Source organism: Glycomyces algeriensis (assembly GCF_027622855.1).
GTDB classification, from domain to species: domain Bacteria; phylum Actinomycetota; class Actinomycetes; order Mycobacteriales; family Micromonosporaceae; genus Glycomyces; species Glycomyces algeriensis.
Window position 1 is genome coordinate 1 of the sequence record NZ_JAPZVR010000028.1, and the last position, 16,081, is coordinate 16,081.

Below are 16,081 nucleotides of genomic sequence, written 5' to 3' on the forward strand. Positions count from 1 at the left end.
TTTGTTTGGTGGTGAGAGCGGAAGTGACACACCCGGTCCCATTCCGAACCCGGTCGTTACGGCTTCCAGCGCCGATGGTACTGCACTCGAGAGGGTGTGGGAGAGCAGGACACCGCCAAACATTTACTTAATAGAAAAGGCTCGACGCTTATGCGTCGGGCCTTTTCTTTTTGCCGTTTTCAGGGCTCCACCGTTTTGGTGGGGCCCTTTTGCGTGTCCTTGTTTCGAGTGGGCACGATAGGATTCGGCTGTGGTTGACCTGCCAGTTCGTCGCGTCGGAGTTTTCGGGGGCACTTTCGATCCCCCGCATCTGGGGCACCTTGTGGCCGCGAGTGAGGCGGCGTTCCGCTGCGCGCTCGATGAGGTGGTGTTCGTCCCGACGGGTGATCCGTGGCAGAAGCACCACCTGAGGGTGACCGATGCGGCTGCGCGGTTGGCGATGACGCGGTTGGCGGTCGAGTCCGATCCGTTGTTCCGGGTCAGCACCTGCGACATCGAGCGGGAGGGCGCCACGTACGCAGTGGACACCGTCGCCGATGTGCGCGGGGAGTACGACGGGGAAGTGGAGTTGTTCTTCGTCATCGGTGCCGACTCGCTGGAGAACCTGCACACCTGGCACCGGGTCGAAGAGCTTTGCAAGGCAGTGAAGTTCATCGCGCTGAACCGTCCGGGGCACTCGCGGCGGGAGGTCGACACGTCGTTCGGGGCGCAGGTCGAGTTCATCGACATGCCGGCGGTGGACCTCTCCTCGACGGAATGCCGCCAGCGGGTGCGAGCCGGGCAGCCGATCCGGTACCTGGTGGCCGATGCGGTCGAGGCGTACGTGCGGGAGCACGGGTTGTACCGCGATTGACGGTTGGGACGCTTCGCACAGCGACTGGCGTGAAACAGGGAAGTCGTCGTCGTACCCCACGTGTCAGACTAGAGCTGCGCCGGTGAAGTGCCGGTGGGATTCCCATTGTCAGGAGCGTTCGTGACCGCAAGTGAAACCGCAAAGACGCTGGCCTTCGCCGCAGCCCAGGCGGCTGCCGACAAGAAGGCCTTTGCCATCAACCTTCGGGACGTCACTTCGAAGATCGCCCTCACGGACGTCTTCGTGATCGTTTCGGCCTCGAACGAGCGGCAGGTCCACGCGGTCGTCGACGCGGTCGAGGAGAAGCTCATCAAGGAGCACGACACTCGCCCGCTGCGCCGTGAGGGCAAGGGCGGCGAGCAGTGGGTGCTGCTGGACTACAACGACATCGTGGTGCACGTCTTCCACAAGGAGGCCCGCGACTACTACGGTCTCGACGGCCTCTGGAAGGACTGCCCCGAGATCGAGTTCGTCGATGAGACCGACGCTGAGCGGGCCCGTCGTGCCGCGGCCGCCGAGGGTGACGGCGAGGACGGCGAGTGAACAGGCTGCTGGTCGTCCGCCACGGGCAGACGCGGTGGAACATCGAGGGGCGCATCCAGGGCTCGACCGATATCGACCTGGATGCGACCGGCGTGGACCAGGCGGCCGAGGCCGCTCCTGAACTGGCCGCTTACGAGCCGGTGCGGATCATCTCCTCGGACCTGCGGCGGGCGGTCGACACTGCGCGGCCGATCGCCGACCTGACCGGGATCGAGATCGAGCTGGACAAGCGGCTGCGTGAGCGTGCGTACGGCCCCTGGGAGGGCCTGACGCAGCGCGAGATCGCCGAGCAGTTCCCGGAGGAGCACCGGCGTTGGCGCGCTCAGGAGCCGCTGCAGCACCCTGAGATCGAGACGTGGGGCGACCTGCACCGCCGGACCGGCGAAGCCGTGCGGGACATCGTCGAGTCGGAGGTCGAGGGGACCGCGATCGTGGTCTGTCACGGCGGTTCGGCCCGGCAGATCGTCGGCGGTGTGCTGGGGTTCGACGAGGCGTCGGCGAGCAGTCTTTCGGGCATGGACAACGCGCACTGGGCCGAGCTGCGGCGGATGCGGTCGGGCAAGTGGCGCCTGTTCGGGTACAACCTGGGCGTTCCGGCGCCGCACACGATCGGGCAGGGCCTGCTCGCGAAAGGCCAGCAAGCGGCCCGTTGACGACGGTCCAGGACCCCTCGAAACCTGGACTGTCCTCGCTTTGCCGTCGTAGGCTTCGACCAAGGTGCAACCGCGCCGGGCTCGGAGGCGTCAAACCGGCATGAATACGCAGACTTCGCGCGTTCGACGGATCGCGGGCCTGACCGGTCCGCTCGTCGGCGTGCTCATGATGGCCGTGCTCGCCGCGTGCGGTTCGGGCGGCGGCGGTTCCGACGGCGAGACGTCGACGCCCGTGACCTCGGCCGAACCGACCAGCGCCCCCGAAACCACCGAGGAGAGCACCGTGCCCGAGGAGACCACCCCGTACCTGGACCCGTCGCTCGGCGACTCGTCCAAGCCCGGATCGTCGATGACGATCAGCGGCACGATCGAGGCCGGCGTCGAATCCGGTTGCCTGGTGCTCGAGTTCGAGGGGACCGTGTACGGCATCTTCGGGAACTTCGACGCGTCGGTCGTGTACGCGGGCGCCACGGTCACGCTGCAGGGCAATGTCGACGACGGCATGATGTCGACATGCCAGCAGGGCACCCCTTTCGTGGTGGAGGATGCCCGACCTTCGGATTAGGTACTGTGGCGGCGTGACCGTCGTCGTCGTTACCGATTCCACTTCGGCTTTGCCTGAGCCGCTGCGCACTGCGCGCGGCGGTTTGACGGTGCTCGGGATACCGGTGCTGATCGACGGCGTCGAGTACCGCGAGGGCGAGGACATCGGCGGCGAGGTGATCGTGCGGGCGATCCGGGAGGGCCGCGAGGTGACCACTTCGGGGCTGCCGCCGGAGGAGCTGCGGGCGACGTACACGCGGCTGCTCGACGAGGGCGCGAGCGGGATCGTCTCTGTGCATCTGTCCGGGCGGCTGTCGGGGACTGTGGCCGCGGCGGAGGCCGCGGCGGCCGGGTTCGGCGGCCGGGTCGCGGTGGTCGACTCGCTCGGTGCGGGCATGGGGGTCGGCTATCCGGCGCTCGCCGCGCTCGACGCCGCGGAACAGGGCGCCGAGCTGCTGATCGCCGCCGCTGCGGCGCAGACGGCGATCGGGCGGACCTCGACTTACTTTTACCTGGACACATTGGAGTACCTGCGGCGCGGCGGCCGGATCAGTGCGGCGCGGGCGATCGTGGGGACGGCGCTGTCGGTGAAGCCGATCCTGGGTGTCGAGGACGGGCGCATCGACGTGGTGGAGAAGGTGCGCACGCCGACGCGCGGGCTCCAGCGGTTGGCGGCGCTCGCGGTGGCCGACGCGGGTGAGGCCGAGGTCGAGATGACGGTGCACCACTTGGCTGCGGAGCGCCGGGCCGAGGCTTTGGCGGGCTGGCTGGGTGAGCGGTTCGAGGGCCGGCTGCGGCGGATCGACGTGACGGAAGTCGGTGCGGCCGTGGGTGCTCACTGCGGGCCGGGCCTGGTGGGCGTGATTACTAGGCGCCTTCCCTGACGGGTAGCTCAATTCGCAGAGCAGCCGACTGTTAATCGGCAGGTTTTTGAATCGAGCGGCTGGTCTCATGCTTTCGGGGATCGGGATCGGGATCGGGATCGGGATCGGGATCGGGATCGGGATCGGGATCGGGATCGGGATCGGGATCGGGATCGGGATCGATCTTCGAGGTTGAGGGTGTCGGCCGCGGGCGCGGCACGCGAGCCGTGCTCGCGTTTGGGTGTAGGGCATGCCCCTTCCCACCCGCATCCACCTCCGACCAACCGGTTAAAAGAGACGACTCTCCCACAGGGGTCCGACAATTCGTTGAAGCGTTGGTGTCGGCATTATGGCTTGTGGATGGGGCTGCGTCCACACTTGTTGGGGTTATCCACAGGGTCGGTTCGGGTTATCCACAGGGCGAAAAGTCTGCAGTCACGACCGTATCCTTCGCTCGTTGAGCCGGGTATGGAACGCGAACTGCCACCTGATTCCGCCGCTCTCGCCGCGAGGCTCCGGATGCGGCTCAAAGACTCCGCGGATGAGCCGGGCGTCTGCAAGGAGACCGTCGACGCCGGGTCCGGGGAAGCCGAACCGGAGCCTGTCATCGAACCGCCGCCGGGGCGGCGCTTCGAACAGCGGCTCGAGCGGCTCCAGAATCGCCTCGGCCTCTCGCACCTCAACCGCTGGGTCCTGGTGACCGTCGCGCTGCTGGTCGCCGTCGTTGGGCTCGCGGTGACCCTCTTGTCATGGCCCGATGCCGAACCCGCCGCAACGGCGCCTGCCGTACCGGTCGAGGCGAGTGCGGCCGAACCGGAGACGATCATCGTCTCGGTCGCCGGGGCGGTCAACGAACCCGGGATCGTGGAGTTGGAGGCCGGGGCGCGGGTCGCCGATGCCATCGAGGCGGCGGGGGGTCTCGCCGAAGGCGCGGATCCTGGGTTCCTCAACCTTGCCCGGGTCGTTGCCGATGGTGATCTCGTTGCGGTTCCCGATGCGGGCGCTTCGGGGGCCGCCGCTCCGGTGCCCGGCGGCGGTGCGGGTGGCGCTAGCGGCGGCGGGCTCGTGAACATCAACGTCGCCGGCGTCGCGGAACTGGACGCGCTCAACGGCATCGGCCCGGTCCTCGCCGAGCGGATCATCGAGTACCGCGAGACCAACGGGAGTTTCCAGTCGCTCGACGAGTTGTCCGAGGTCTCGGGGATTGGCGCTGCGCTGCTTGAGCAACTGCGTGACCAGGTGACGCTTTGAGGTGGCCTTTCGGGTTGTGGGCAGGCCGGTGGAGGGCTCGGTCGGGGCTTCGCGGCGGCGCAGCGGGTTCTACGGGGGAGGGCTGCGTTGAGCTATGAGTTCGCCCTTCGGCCCGCGCCTTCGGAGGTGGTGCGGCGGGACTGGCGGCTGCCGCTCGTCGCGGCCGGCGTGTGGGCGGCGGCGCTGGCGGGCCTGTACGGGACCGTCGCCAGTGGGATCGTCATCGCGGCCGGTTGCTTGGTCCTGGTCGTATTGGGGCGCAGATGGAAGCGCGGATTCCCAGCGGCTGTCGCCACGGTTGCGTTCGGCGGGTTGTTGAGCGCGGGTGTCACTACGGTGCATGTCGCCGTGCGGGACCACGCCGGGCTTGCGGCACTGACCGGCTCTGAAGCGCACGGTGTGGCCGAGCTGGTGCTGCATACCGCGCCGAAGCCGTCGACTCGCCGCCCGGAGCTCGTCACCGCGACCGCGCGTCTGCGATCGTTCGACGCTGATGGTGTTGTGCTTGAGGGTCATTGGCAGGTGCTGCTGGTCGCCAGTGGCGAGGAGTGGCTGGAGGTGAATGCGGGTCAGCGGCTAACCGTTCCGGCCGTGCTTCGCGAACCCGATGCGGGCCGGTTGACTGCTGCGATCGTCAGTGCACGTGGGCCTCCGGAAACGGTTGGGGCGCTGTCGTTTCCGCACCGGATCGCGGCCCATGTCCGGGAGCGCTTGGCGATCGCGGTCGGAGCGGTGCCGCAACCGGAAGCGGGACTGATCCCAGCGCTCGCGGTCGGGGACACCTCCATGATGGATCCGGAACTGGCGGCCGATTTCAGGACGACCGGGCTGGTGCACCTTGTCGTCGTCTCTGGCTATCACTTGAGTCTGGTGGTCGGGGCGGTCCTGGCGGTGGCGCTGGCGTGCCGGGCCGGTCCGCGGGGGCGGGTCGCTGCGGGGTCGGTCGCGATCGCGGCGATTGTGGTGGTGGCCGGGCCGCAGCCGAGTGTGCTGCGGGCCGCGGTGATGGCGGGAATGACGCTGCTGGCGCTCGCTGCGGGCAGACCTCGGGCGGCGATGCCCGGGTTGGCGACGGCGGTGCTTGTGGTGGTTCTGGCCGATCCGGATATGGCGGCACAGGCTGGGTTCGCGCTGTCGGTGGCAGCGTGTGTCGGGCTCCTCTTCCTGGCGTTCCGCTGGGCGCGGCCGCTCGAGCACCGCGGTTGGCCGCAGCCGGTGGCGCTGGCGGTGACGATTCCGCTGGCGACGCAGGTTGCCGTGACGCCGTTGCTGATCGGGCTCGGGAGCGGGGTGAGCCTGGTGTCGGTTCCGGTGAACGTGCTGGCGGCGTTGGTGGCCGCGCCGGTGGTCGTACTTTCGGTGGGTGCTGCGGCGGTGGCGGCCGTGTGGCTCCCGGCGGGCGCTTTCGCGGCGCAGTTGGCGGCCGTGCCGGCCCGGTGGCTGATCTGGCTGGCGCGCAACGGGGCGGAGATCCCCGGTGCGCTGGTGCCGGTCCCGGGAGGAGTGTGGTGGGGACTGGGCTCGGCCGCGGCGATGGCGGTGTTGGTGCTGCTGCTGCAGATGCGCCGGGTGCGGGTGCCGGTACTGGCGGTGCTCGTGGCGGCGGGCCTGGGGACGGTCCCGGCGTGCCTGATGACCGGCGGCCCGCCTTCGGGATGGGTCGTGACCATGTGCGATGTGGGCCAGGGAGATGCGCTCGTGCTGCCTGCGGGGGACGCGGTGGTGGTGGTCGATGTGGGGCCGGAGCCCGCGGCGGTGGACGCGTGCCTGGACGAGTTGGAGGTGGACCGGATCGCGCTGCTCGTGTTGTCGCACTTCCATATCGACCATACGGCCGGGATCGCCGGGGCGATGGAGGGCCGTGCGGTCGACGCGATCCTCGCGCCGCCGCCCGGCGAGGCGCAGTACGGGTACGAGCTGGTGGAGGAGCGGGCCGGCGCGGTGCCCGTGCTGGAGGCGGTGCCGGGGGAGGTGTTCGAGTTCGGGGCGACGCGGCTGGAGGTGCTGGGGCCGCCGGCGGAGCCGCTGAGCGGCACGCGGTCGGACCCGAACAACAACTCGGTGGCGGTGCGGGCGGAGGTGGCCGGGACGAGCGTGCTGCTGACCGGCGATGTCGAGCTGGAAGGACAGCGCGCGCTGCTCTCCGGTGGAGCGGCGCTCGGGGTGGACGTGTTGAAGGTGCCGCACCACGGGTCCTCGTTCCAGGTGCGGGAGTTCCTGGAGGCGGCCGACCCGGCGGTGGCGCTGGTCGGGGTCGGGGCAGGCAACGAGTACGGCCACCCGGACCCGGGGCCGCTGGGAGTGCTCGAGGAGGGCGGGGCACTGGTGTTCCGCACGGATGAGGCTGGACGGATCACGGTGGTGCGCAATGGCAATGTGTTCGAGGTGACGACGGTGAACTGAGGCCGCGGTGAAGATCTGGAGGGCGGAGGGAGCGAGCGCTCGGCGAAGTTCGGGTGTGTCGTTCGTCCAGCGGGTGATGGTTCTCCTGGGCTGGTTAAGAAAAGTCGCCTTTCGGGTGAAAGCGGGGAGCGGATGCACTGTCGCGGTCCGGCATGGTCGGGCAGTGAAGTGGGGTTGCGCGGGAGACGATGGCCCGGTCGAAACCCCGGGGTTCACGGGCGGCATGGGAGGATGGTGCGGTGGCTGCACTCGAACCCATCCGCCTGATCCAGGGCGACGACGAATTCCTCGCCGAGCGGGCCGCCGCCGACTTCGTGAAGGCGGTGCGCGCCGAGCTCCCCGAAGGGGAGACCGCGCCCGCCGTCAACCGCATCAGCGGCGGCGACCTCACCGCGGGCGCCTTCGCCGAGCTGACCAGTCCGACCCTGTTCGGCGGCGCGGTCGTCGGCATCATCGAGTCCGGCCAGGACATCGACAAGGACCTCGCCGCCGCAGTGCTCGCGTTCGCCAAGCAGCCGGCCCCGGACATCTACCTCGCGGTGTGCCACAACGGCGGGAACAAGGGCAAGGGCCTTGCCGAAGGGCTGAAGAAGCTCAACGTCGAGGTCGTGCGCGTCTCCAAGATCAAGCGCCTGCCCGACCGGGTGGCCTTCGTGCGCGGGGAGCTGCGCGACGCGGGCGCCTCGCCGCGGTCCGCCTCGGCGGAGATCGCGGACACCATCATCCAGGCGGTCGGCTCCGACCTGCGCGAGCTCGCCTCGGCGTGCGCGCAGCTCGTGGCCGACACCGACGGCAAGATCACGCAGGAGAGCGTCGCCCAGTACTACTCCGGGCGCGCCGAGGTCTCGGGCTTCACCGTCGCCGACGCGACGATCGCCGGGGACGCGGCCGAGGCGCTCGGTGCGCTGCGCTGGGCCATGCAGGTCGGGGTCGACGCGGTGCCGATCGCCGACGCGCTGGCGATGGCCGTGCGCAACCTCTCGCGAGTGGCCGCCGAGCGCGGCGGGGCGGCGCAGCTGGCCGGCCAGCTCGGCATGGCGCCGTGGCAGATCGAGAAGGCGCGCAAGCAGGCCCGGAACTGGACGGCGGACGCCCTCGCCGAGGCGATGCGGGTGTGCGCGCGCTTGAACGGCGAGGTCAAGGGCGGGGCCGACGACCGGGGGTGGGCGCTCGAGCACGCGATCCTGGAGATCACCCGTCTGAGCGCCGCAGGGAAGGCCAGTCGTGTCTGAGTACCGTCACGGACGAGTGTCCCGGCCGCGCCGGCCCTGGTATGCGCGGGTGCTGCACCTCAAGCACCTGTACCTGTCGAACGTCTGGTGCGTAGTGCTCTTCGAGGGCTCGATCGCGCTGGCGGTGCTGATGGCGCTGACCGAGCTGGTGTCGTGGTGGGTCGTCCTGCTGCTGCCGCTGGCGGTGGCGGGCATGGTGAAGCTCAACGACCTCATCGCGGGGACGCTCGAGCGCCACGGCTGAGATCACGCAAGGCTGAGATCCTCACGGCCGAGCGGAGCTCGAGCATGGTTGAAGTGGATCGCTGAACTGGATCGCTGAACTGGATCGTTGAACCGGATCGCTGAGCGGGATCGTCGGGCGAGGTCGTGGAGCGGGGTCGCCGAAGGTCGGGCACGCCGACCGTTCGCGGGGCCTGGTGGGTTGGGCCCCCGGTTTTCAATGATGCCGGAAGGGTGTGACAGGACCCTGAGGTGCCTGGTGTTCGAGACGTGACAGCGTCCAGAAATGCCGAAGGCCCAGGGGGCGTGCCCCTGGGCCTTGCGAAGCTTTGTCGCTGCTCGTTCGCTCGCTTAGGCGGCGGCGGAGAGCTTGTTGAAGGACGCGGCCAGCTTGGACTTGCGCTGGGCGGCCTGGTTCTTGTGGATGACACCCTTGGTGGCAGCCTTGTCCAGCTCGCGGCTGGCGGCGCGCAGGTGGGTCTCAGCGGCGGCGACGTCGCCGGTGGCAGACGCCTCACGGAACTTCCGGACGGACGTCTTCAGCGACGACTTCACTGCCTTGTTGCGCATCCGGCGCTTCTCGTTCGTCAGAATGCGCTTTTCTTTGGACTTGATGTTCGCCACGCGTGAAGCCTCAGTTTCGTGATTGCTTGGTTCCTTAATTGATCGCGTCAGAGGCAGAGGGCACTCCGAGCGCCTGTCAACGTTACCAGGAGCCGAGCATCGCACACGCCCTGGGAGCATGACCGCGGACCAGATTACACGAGGTCGAAGGCATGGCCTGAATCCCGGTGCCCGGCTGTTACCCGCGATACCCGGAGGCCGGGCGCGCGGTCTTTCGCGCATGCGGCCGCAGCGTTCCCGGCGGTGCTCAGACCGCGGCGCCGCGGGCTCGCAGCGCGGGGAGGACCACCTCGTCGACGATGCTCTCCACCGTCTCGGCGGGCACCGCGCCGTAGATGATGAACTCGTTGCGCACCAAGTCGATCGGGAGCCGGCGCAGGCGCTCGGTGAGGTGCCCCCACTCGAGCTCGCCGCGTGCGACCGCGCGTGTCCACACGGCCTTCTCCAGCAGGGTGGTCAGCTCGCTCACGAGCGTGGAGACCAGGATCTGGCGGGCTTCGGGGTCGGCGCTGACGTCGGCGAGCATGCCGAGCATCGCGGTCTGGCCGATCATGCGCATGCGCCGGTGCGCCAGCGTGACCAACGCAACGGTGTCGCCGCGCAGGGACCCGGTGTCGGGCACCGTCTCGGCCTCGGGAAGCCGGCTCGCGACGCACGCGATCAGGATCTCCACCTTGCTCGACCAGCGCCGATACACGACCGGCTTGCTGGTCCCGGCCCGTCTCGCGACGCCTTCCATCGTGAATCCCGCGTAGCCGGCCACGCGGAACTCCTCGAACGCGGCCTCGAGGATCGCCTGCTCAAGCTCCTCGCCACGACGTCTGGACGTCACCTTGCGCTCCAACCCGACCTCCTCTAGATACTCGCCGTTTCTTATGTTAGCTTGAGGCTATCAAGATACGGACCGTATCTTGCGGATGAATGGAAACCATCATGGAAGCCACCCCCAAGCCCACGCCGATCGGCCGGGTGATCGCGATCAGCGCCGGCCTCGCACTCATCGTCGGCGTCCTCACCCTCGCCTTCGCCTGGCCCTCGGCGGGCATGGGACCCAACGAGGTCCCCATCGCCGTCATCGGCCCCGACCAGGCCGCCGACCAGGTCCAGGCCCAGCTCGACGAGGCTCAGCCCGACGGCTTCGACGTCACCGCCGTCGCCGACCCGGCCGAAGCAGAGGCCCTCATCAAGAACCGCGAGGTCTACGCCGCCCTCGCGGTCACCCCCGAATCCGTGGACCTCTTCACCGCCTCGGCCGCCTCTCCCACGGTGACCCGCCTCATCACGGGCATCGCCGAGCAGATGGCCGCGCACCTGGGCGAGGCCTCCGGCCAGCAGGTCGAGGTCACCACCCATGACCTGGTGCCGCTGCCCGCCGACGACCCGAACGGCGCCGGCCTCGCCGCCTCGGCCTTCCCGATGGCCATGGGCGGCATCGTGATCGCCGCGCTCATCTCGTTCAACGTGCGCGGCTCGGGCCGTCAGGCCGCCGCCGCGGTCCTCGCGCCGCTCGCGGTGGGCGCGGGCGTCGCCGCGATCCTGATGTACGTGCTCGAATCCGTCGACGGCGACTACACGGCCATCGCGGGGGCGCTGGCGCTCACGATGGCGGCGACCGCGTGGGGCCTCCTCGGCCTGGCGAAGCTCCTGGGCCGGGCCGGGTTCGTGCTGGGCGCGGTCATCGTGATGCTCGTGGGCAACCCGCTGTCGGGCATGACCGGCGCGCCGGAGCTGCTGCCCGCGCCGTGGGGCGCGTTCGGCCAGTTCCTGTCGCCGGGCGCCGGCGGCACGCTGGTGCGCTCGACGGCCTACTTCGACGGCAACGGCGGCGAGGCCGCGGTCTGGACGCTCGCCGTGTGGATCGTCGTCGGTGTGCTGCTCTTCACCATCGGAGCCGTGAGAACCAGAGCCAAGAGCATGAGCGTGGAGACGACCGAGCCCGCCAAGGCCGCGGTGTAGCGGAGCAGGTTCCGGAGCGATCGGCGGCTTCGGCCCGCGACAGCGCGGGTCGGGGCCGCCGCACGTGTCTCAGGGCAGGAGGTGGCTAATAGGGCGGCGATTCGGAGCCGCCCCCGGTTTCGATAATGGCGGGCGGGTGTGACATTTCGGGGGTGTCGGCCCGTGCAGCGGCGGGTCGGGGCCCGTGCGGCGGCGGGTCGGGGCCCGCGCGGCGGTGGTTCAGGGCCTTCGCCGCCGCCCGGTGGGTGAGCGGGAGCCTTTTCTCCCTGGGTGGGCGGGGGTTCCCGGGAGGGTAAGGCAGAATTGGCTAGCCACCCCGCTCGAGCCAGATCACGGCTCGCCAGCGTCGCCGATAAGGAAGGCCACCGTGACCAACGCGCCAGGCTCGACCGCTCCGGAGTCGATCCGGAACTTCTGCATCATCGCGCACATCGACCACGGCAAGTCCACGCTGGCCGACCGCATGCTGCAGATCACCGAGGTCGTCGACGCCCGCCAGATGCGCGCGCAGTACCTCGACCGGATGGACATCGAGCGGGAACGCGGCATCACCGTGAAGTCCCAGGCCGTCCGCATGCCCTGGACCGCCCGCTCCGGCGAGGCCGAGGGCCAGGGCTTCGTGCTCAACATGATCGACACCCCCGGGCACGTCGACTTCACCTACGAGGTCTCCCGGTCGCTCGCGGCCTGCGAGGGCGCGATCCTCCTCGTGGACGCCGCGCAGGGCATCGAGGCGCAGACACTCGCGAACCTCTACCTGGCGATGAGCAACGACCTCACGATCATCCCGGTGCTCAACAAGATCGACCTCCCCTCGGCCGACCCCGACCGGTACGCCGAGGAACTCGCCCACCTCATCGGCTGCGAGCCCGAGGACGTCTTCCGCGTCTCCGGCAAGACCGGCGCCGGCGTGGCCGAGCTGCTGGACGAGGTCGTCAGGCAGATCCCGGCGCCCACCGGCGACGCCGACGCGCCGCCCCGCGCGATGATCTTCGACTCCGTCTACGACGTCTACCGCGGCGTGATCACCTACATCCGCGTGATCGACGGCAAGCTCAGCGCCCGCGACAAGATCCGCATGATGTCGACCCGCGCCGACCACGAGCTCCTCGAGATCGGCGTCATCAGCCCCGAACCGGTGGTCTCCAAAGCCCTGGGCGTCGGCGAGGTCGGGTACCTCATCACGGGTGTGAAGGACGTCCGCCAGTCCAAAGTGGGCGACACCGTCACCCTCGACAGGCGCCCGGCGACCGAGGCGCTGGCCGGGTACACCGAGGCCAAGCCGATGGTCTACTCCGGGCTCTACCCGATCGACGGCTCCGACTACGGCAACCTCCGCGAGGCCCTCGACAAGCTGCAGCTCAACGACGCCGCGCTCCAGTACGAGCCCGAGACGTCGGCCGCGCTCGGCTTCGGCTTCCGCGTCGGCTTCCTCGGCCTGCTGCACCTGGAGATCATCCAGGAGCGGCTCGAGCGCGAGTTCAACCTCGACCTGATCTCGACCGCGCCCAACGTGGTCTACCAGGTCGTGAAGGAGGACGGCGAGGAGGTCGAGGTCACCAACCCGTCCGAGTTCCCCGAGGGCAAGATCCACTCGATCACCGAGCCGATCGCCAAGGCCACCATCCTGGCCCCGAAGGAGTACATCGGGACCGTGATGGAGCTGTGCCAGACCAAGCGCGGCGTCCAGACCGGCATGGACTACCTCTCGACCGACCGGGTCGAGATCCGGTACACGCTGCCGCTGGCCGAGATCGTCTTCGACTTCTTCGACCAGCTCAAGTCGCGCACCAAGGGCTACGCCTCCCTCGACTACGACATCGACGGCTCTCAGGAGTCCGACCTGGTCAAGGTCGACATCCTGCTCCAGGGCGAGCGCGTGGACGCCTTCGCGGCGATCGTGCACAAGGACCAGGCCTACGCGTACGGGGTGCGCCTCTCCGAGCGGCTCAAGAAGCTCATCCCGCGCCAGCAGTTCGAGGTGCCGATCCAGGCCGCGATCGGCTCGCGCATCATCGCCCGCGAGACCATCCGCGCCCTGCGCAAGGACGTGCTCGCCAAGTGCTACGGCGGCGACATCTCCCGCAAGCGCAAGCTCCTCGAGAAGCAGAAGGAGGGCAAGAAGCGGATGAAGAACATCGGCCGCGTCGAGGTCCCCCAGGAGGCGTTCATCGCCGCACTGCGGACCGACGAGGACTAGACGAGAACGGCAAAAGGGGCGGGGCCATCATGGCTCCGCCCCTTTTCTTGTTGTGCTGCTTTGAAACTCTATTGCTTTACATCTCCGGCGGGTAGCCGTTCGGGTGGGTCTGCGTCTGCGACGGCGGCGGGGGCTGCGGCGGGTAGCCGTGCGGCGGGCCCTGGTGCGGCGGCTTCGGCAGGTTGCCCGGCCGCGACTTCAGGTACTGCTCGACCTCAGGCTGCATGACGAGGTAGAACGCCGCGCCGATGGCGGCGAGCTTCCCGAGGGCCAGCAGCGCGCCGAGCGCCGCGTACCAGCCCAGGACCCAGCCGCCGAGGAAACCGCCGAGCGAGAAGAGCGCCAGGATGCCCAGCCCGATGTACAGCGGCGTGCGCGGGTCGGTGGCGCCGAACACGCCGAGCTTGTCCTTGGTGATGAAGTAGGCGACCGCGACCGCCAGTGCGCCGATGACCATGCCGAAGACGGCGCCGCCGACGATGAACCCGGTGCCGTACCACCAAGGCGCGGTGGCAGAAGCGATGAGCGAGAACAGGAACAGCAGCACCGTCGCCGCGGCGTAGAGCCACAGCAATTGGGTCAGCTGATTGACCTTCTTCGGGCGGGAAGGGTTTTCCTTGATGCCCCATTCGGAGGCGAAGTCGCCCTGCCCCTGGGGCGCGCCGCCGTACTGGGGCGGCGGTCCGGCGGGGCCCCCACCTGGGGCGGCGCCGTACGGATTCGATTCGGGCGGTTGCGGCGGATAGGTCATGGTCGCTGCTCCGGGCAAAGAGAAGGGCGTGCTTTCACTGCTCACTGTAGCCTTTCCCCGCTCGTTCCGGGGGACGGAGTTTTCGCGCAATTCAGTGGGGGATATGGCAATACCGTGCAATTTCGAACGCCATTCGAAAGAACCCGAATCGATCACGGTGGCGCGAAAGGGCGGCCCCGGGATCGCCGGGACCGCCCTGCTCGGGACAGCGCTAGTTCAGGTAATCGTCGGCGTTCTCGTCCGAGCCGGCGAACGGGCTGGTGTTCGTCGACATGGTGGCGACGTCCACCGGGCGGTCGTAGGTCTGGTGGAGGGCCCGCTCGCGGTCGGCGATCGTGTAGGACCGGCGCGTGTACACGGGCGCGTCCGGCACCGTGACCTGCGGGACGACCTTGAAGTCCACGTCCATCTGGTCGGGGGTGATCACCGTTTCGACGTAGCCGCGCTGGGCGTTGCGGAACTTGATGTGCGGGTTGATCTTCAGCGCCGCGTTGTCCTCGGGCACCGAGTCGACGCCGTTGCCGCCCGAGGTGATCGAGGTGGCCACCAGCTCGACGCCGACCGACTCGCCGTCGATGTCGGGGAAGCCGGTCTTGATCTCGCCGGCCCAGTGGGTGTGCACGTCGCCGGTGAGCACGACCGGGTTGCGGACCCCGGCCTCGACCCAGCCGTCGATGAGGCGCTGGCGCGAGGCCGCGTACCCGTCCCAGCCGTCCATGCTGGTGCGCAGGACGTCGGCGGCGGCGGTGTTGTCGCGCTGCGTGAAGAACACCTGCTGGCCCAGGATGTCCCAGCGGGCGCGCGAGGCGTGGAAGCCGTCGATGAGCCACTCCTCCTGCGCCTCACCGGTGATGGTGCGGGACTCGTCCCAGGCGTCCGCGCAGTTGCTCTGGGTGCCGTCGCCGCAGGCCTGGTCGTCGCGGTACTGGCGGGTGTCCATCATGTGGAAGTTCGCGAGGCGGCCCCAGCGGACGCGCCGGTACAGCTGCATGTCGATGCCCTCGGGGACCGAGCTGCGGCGCAGGGGCATGTTCTCCCAGTACGCCTGGAACGCGGCGGCCCGCCGGGCGAGGAAGTCCGCCGGGGCCGGCGTGTCCGAGCCGGCCTCGGGGAACTCGTCCGCCCAGTTGTTCTCGGTCTCGTGGTCGTCCCAGACGACCAGCCACGGCGCGGCCGCGTGGGCGAGCTGCAGGTCCGGGTCGGCCTTGTACTGGGCGTGGCGCTGGCGGTAGGTCGCGAGCGAGACCGTCTCGGGCCCTTCGTGGTCGCGCACGTTCCCGTCGGGGGAGTTGTACACCTTGGCCTTGTACTCGTACTGGTAGTCGCCCAGGTGGAGGATGAGGTCGGGGCGGGACTCGGCCATGTGGCGGTAGGCGGTGAAGTAGCCGTGCTCGTACTGGGAGCAGGAGGCGAAGGCCATGCGCAGCTCGTCGGGCATCGAGTTGCGAGGCGGGGCGGTGACGGTGCGGCCGATCGGCGAGATCCACTTGCCGGTCTTGAACCGGTAGTAGTACTCGTGGCCGGCGCGCAGGCCCTCGACCTCGATGTGGACGCTGTGGCCGATCTCGGCGGCGGTCTGGACCTCGCCGTGGGCGACGCGGTGGCGGAAGCGCTCGTCGCGGGCGACCTCCCACTTGACGTCGAAGGCCGCGTTCGGCATGCCGCCCATGCCGTCTTCGGCGAGCGGGTCGACGGCCAGGCGGGTCCAGAGGACCACGCCGCCGGGCTCCGGGTCGCCGGAGGCGACGCCGAGGGTGAACGGGTCGGTGGCGAGCGTGGGGTGCGTGTTCGATTGTGCCCAACCGGTGGCCGGGACCGCTGCGGCGGCACCGGCGGCGGAGGAGGCGAGCAGGATTCGGCGCGACAGGCGCATATGGACCTCGCTTCGGGGGAGTTGCGCGGGTTTGTGACCCGTACAGCCCAACAAGTGAGCGTGGATGCGCCAAGGATTCTGATGGTCGCGCCGGTGAACCGGTGCCGAACACTA

At 69.2% G+C, this 16,081-nt stretch carries 16 protein-coding genes and 1 rRNA gene; 12 read left to right on the forward strand and 5 right to left on the reverse strand.

The genetic code is table 11. The features are described 5' to 3' along the window. Positions 1-4: 4 nt before the first annotated feature. From rrf to O2L52_RS24820, 6 genes are all read left to right on the forward strand, one after another. Positions 5-121 (forward strand): 5S ribosomal RNA (gene rrf, locus O2L52_RS24795). Between the two features lie 129 nt (positions 122-250). After that, the gene (gene nadD, locus O2L52_RS24800) at positions 251-853 is read left to right on the forward strand and encodes a nicotinate-nucleotide adenylyltransferase (RefSeq protein WP_270118922.1); all 603 of its coding nucleotides are present in this window, start codon (positions 251-253) and stop codon (positions 851-853) included. Positions 854-973: 120 nt separating this feature from the next. Next, positions 974-1,396: a ribosome silencing factor gene (gene rsfS, locus O2L52_RS24805; RefSeq protein WP_270118923.1), complete on the forward strand. Its 423-nt coding sequence runs from the start codon at positions 974-976 to the stop codon at positions 1,394-1,396. After that, positions 1,393-2,049 carry a histidine phosphatase family protein gene (locus tag O2L52_RS24810; protein WP_270118924.1) on the forward strand — a complete coding sequence of 219 codons (657 nt, stop codon included), beginning with the start codon at positions 1,393-1,395 and terminating at the stop codon, positions 2,047-2,049. The genes rsfS and O2L52_RS24810 overlap by 4 nt, the downstream gene beginning before the upstream one ends. A gap of 100 nt (positions 2,050-2,149) precedes the next feature. Then, positions 2,150-2,614: a hypothetical protein gene (locus O2L52_RS24815; protein WP_270118927.1), complete on the forward strand. Its 465-nt coding sequence runs from the start codon at positions 2,150-2,152 to the stop codon at positions 2,612-2,614. A 13-nt stretch (positions 2,615-2,627) separates the two neighbouring features. After that, entirely contained in the window at positions 2,628-3,476 is an 849-nt protein-coding gene (locus O2L52_RS24820; protein WP_270118929.1) for a DegV family protein, read from the forward strand. A gap of 31 nt (positions 3,477-3,507) precedes the next feature. Here O2L52_RS24820 and O2L52_RS24825 read toward each other — a convergent pair whose 3' ends face one another. Next, complete coding sequence (locus tag O2L52_RS24825) at positions 3,508-3,675, reverse strand: hypothetical protein (RefSeq protein ID WP_270118930.1); 168 nt, start codon at positions 3,673-3,675, stop codon at positions 3,508-3,510. Between the two features lie 248 nt (positions 3,676-3,923). Between O2L52_RS24825 and O2L52_RS24830 the strand changes: the two genes are divergently transcribed. The 4 genes from O2L52_RS24830 to O2L52_RS24845 all read left to right on the forward strand — a co-directional run bounded on the left by O2L52_RS24830 (position 3,924) and on the right by O2L52_RS24845 (position 8,585). Then, complete coding sequence (locus O2L52_RS24830) at positions 3,924-4,706, forward strand: helix-hairpin-helix domain-containing protein (RefSeq protein WP_270118932.1); 783 nt, start codon at positions 3,924-3,926, stop codon at positions 4,704-4,706. An 87-nt stretch (positions 4,707-4,793) separates the two neighbouring features. After that, a complete protein-coding gene (locus tag O2L52_RS24835) occupies positions 4,794-7,109 on the forward strand; it encodes a ComEC/Rec2 family competence protein (RefSeq protein WP_270118934.1) in 2,316 nt (771 codons plus the stop codon). Between the two features lie 188 nt (positions 7,110-7,297). Next, positions 7,298-8,341: a DNA polymerase III subunit delta gene (gene holA, locus O2L52_RS24840; RefSeq protein WP_373897031.1), complete on the forward strand. Its 1,044-nt coding sequence runs from the start codon at positions 7,298-7,300 to the stop codon at positions 8,339-8,341. Next, a complete protein-coding gene (locus tag O2L52_RS24845) occupies positions 8,334-8,585 on the forward strand; it encodes a hypothetical protein (protein ID WP_270118936.1) in 252 nt (83 codons plus the stop codon). The genes holA and O2L52_RS24845 overlap by 8 nt, the downstream gene beginning before the upstream one ends. A gap of 329 nt (positions 8,586-8,914) precedes the next feature. On the opposite strand, the gene rpsT is transcribed toward O2L52_RS24845, so the two are convergent. Further along, positions 8,915-9,187 (reverse strand): 30S ribosomal protein S20, encoded by a 273-nt coding sequence (gene rpsT, locus O2L52_RS24850; RefSeq protein ID WP_205328010.1) that lies wholly within the window; start codon positions 9,185-9,187, stop codon positions 8,915-8,917. Positions 9,188-9,434: 247 nt separating this feature from the next. Continuing rightward, positions 9,435-10,019: a TetR/AcrR family transcriptional regulator gene (locus O2L52_RS24855; protein WP_270118937.1), complete on the reverse strand. Its 585-nt coding sequence runs from the start codon at positions 10,017-10,019 to the stop codon at positions 9,435-9,437. 101 nt (positions 10,020-10,120) lie between these two features. Here O2L52_RS24855 and O2L52_RS24860 point away from each other — a divergent pair, with 101 nt between their 5' ends. Together O2L52_RS24860 and lepA are read left to right on the forward strand one after the other, a co-directional pair. Further along, positions 10,121-11,143: a YhgE/Pip domain-containing protein gene (locus O2L52_RS24860; RefSeq protein ID WP_270118939.1), complete on the forward strand. Its 1,023-nt coding sequence runs from the start codon at positions 10,121-10,123 to the stop codon at positions 11,141-11,143. A gap of 367 nt (positions 11,144-11,510) precedes the next feature. Next, positions 11,511-13,343, forward strand: coding sequence for a translation elongation factor 4 (gene lepA, locus O2L52_RS24865; protein WP_270118940.1), 1,833 nt, complete (start codon positions 11,511-11,513; stop codon positions 13,341-13,343). A 76-nt stretch (positions 13,344-13,419) separates the two neighbouring features. Here the strand turns inward: lepA and O2L52_RS24870 are convergent, their stop codons facing one another. Together O2L52_RS24870 and O2L52_RS24875 are read right to left on the reverse strand one after the other, a co-directional pair. Further along, positions 13,420-14,094: a hypothetical protein gene (locus tag O2L52_RS24870; RefSeq protein WP_270118942.1), complete on the reverse strand. Its 675-nt coding sequence runs from the start codon at positions 14,092-14,094 to the stop codon at positions 13,420-13,422. Positions 14,095-14,305: 211 nt separating this feature from the next. Further along, positions 14,306-15,967, reverse strand: coding sequence for an alkaline phosphatase D family protein (locus tag O2L52_RS24875; RefSeq protein ID WP_270118945.1), 1,662 nt, complete (start codon positions 15,965-15,967; stop codon positions 14,306-14,308). Between the last annotated feature and the right edge of the window lie 114 nt (positions 15,968-16,081).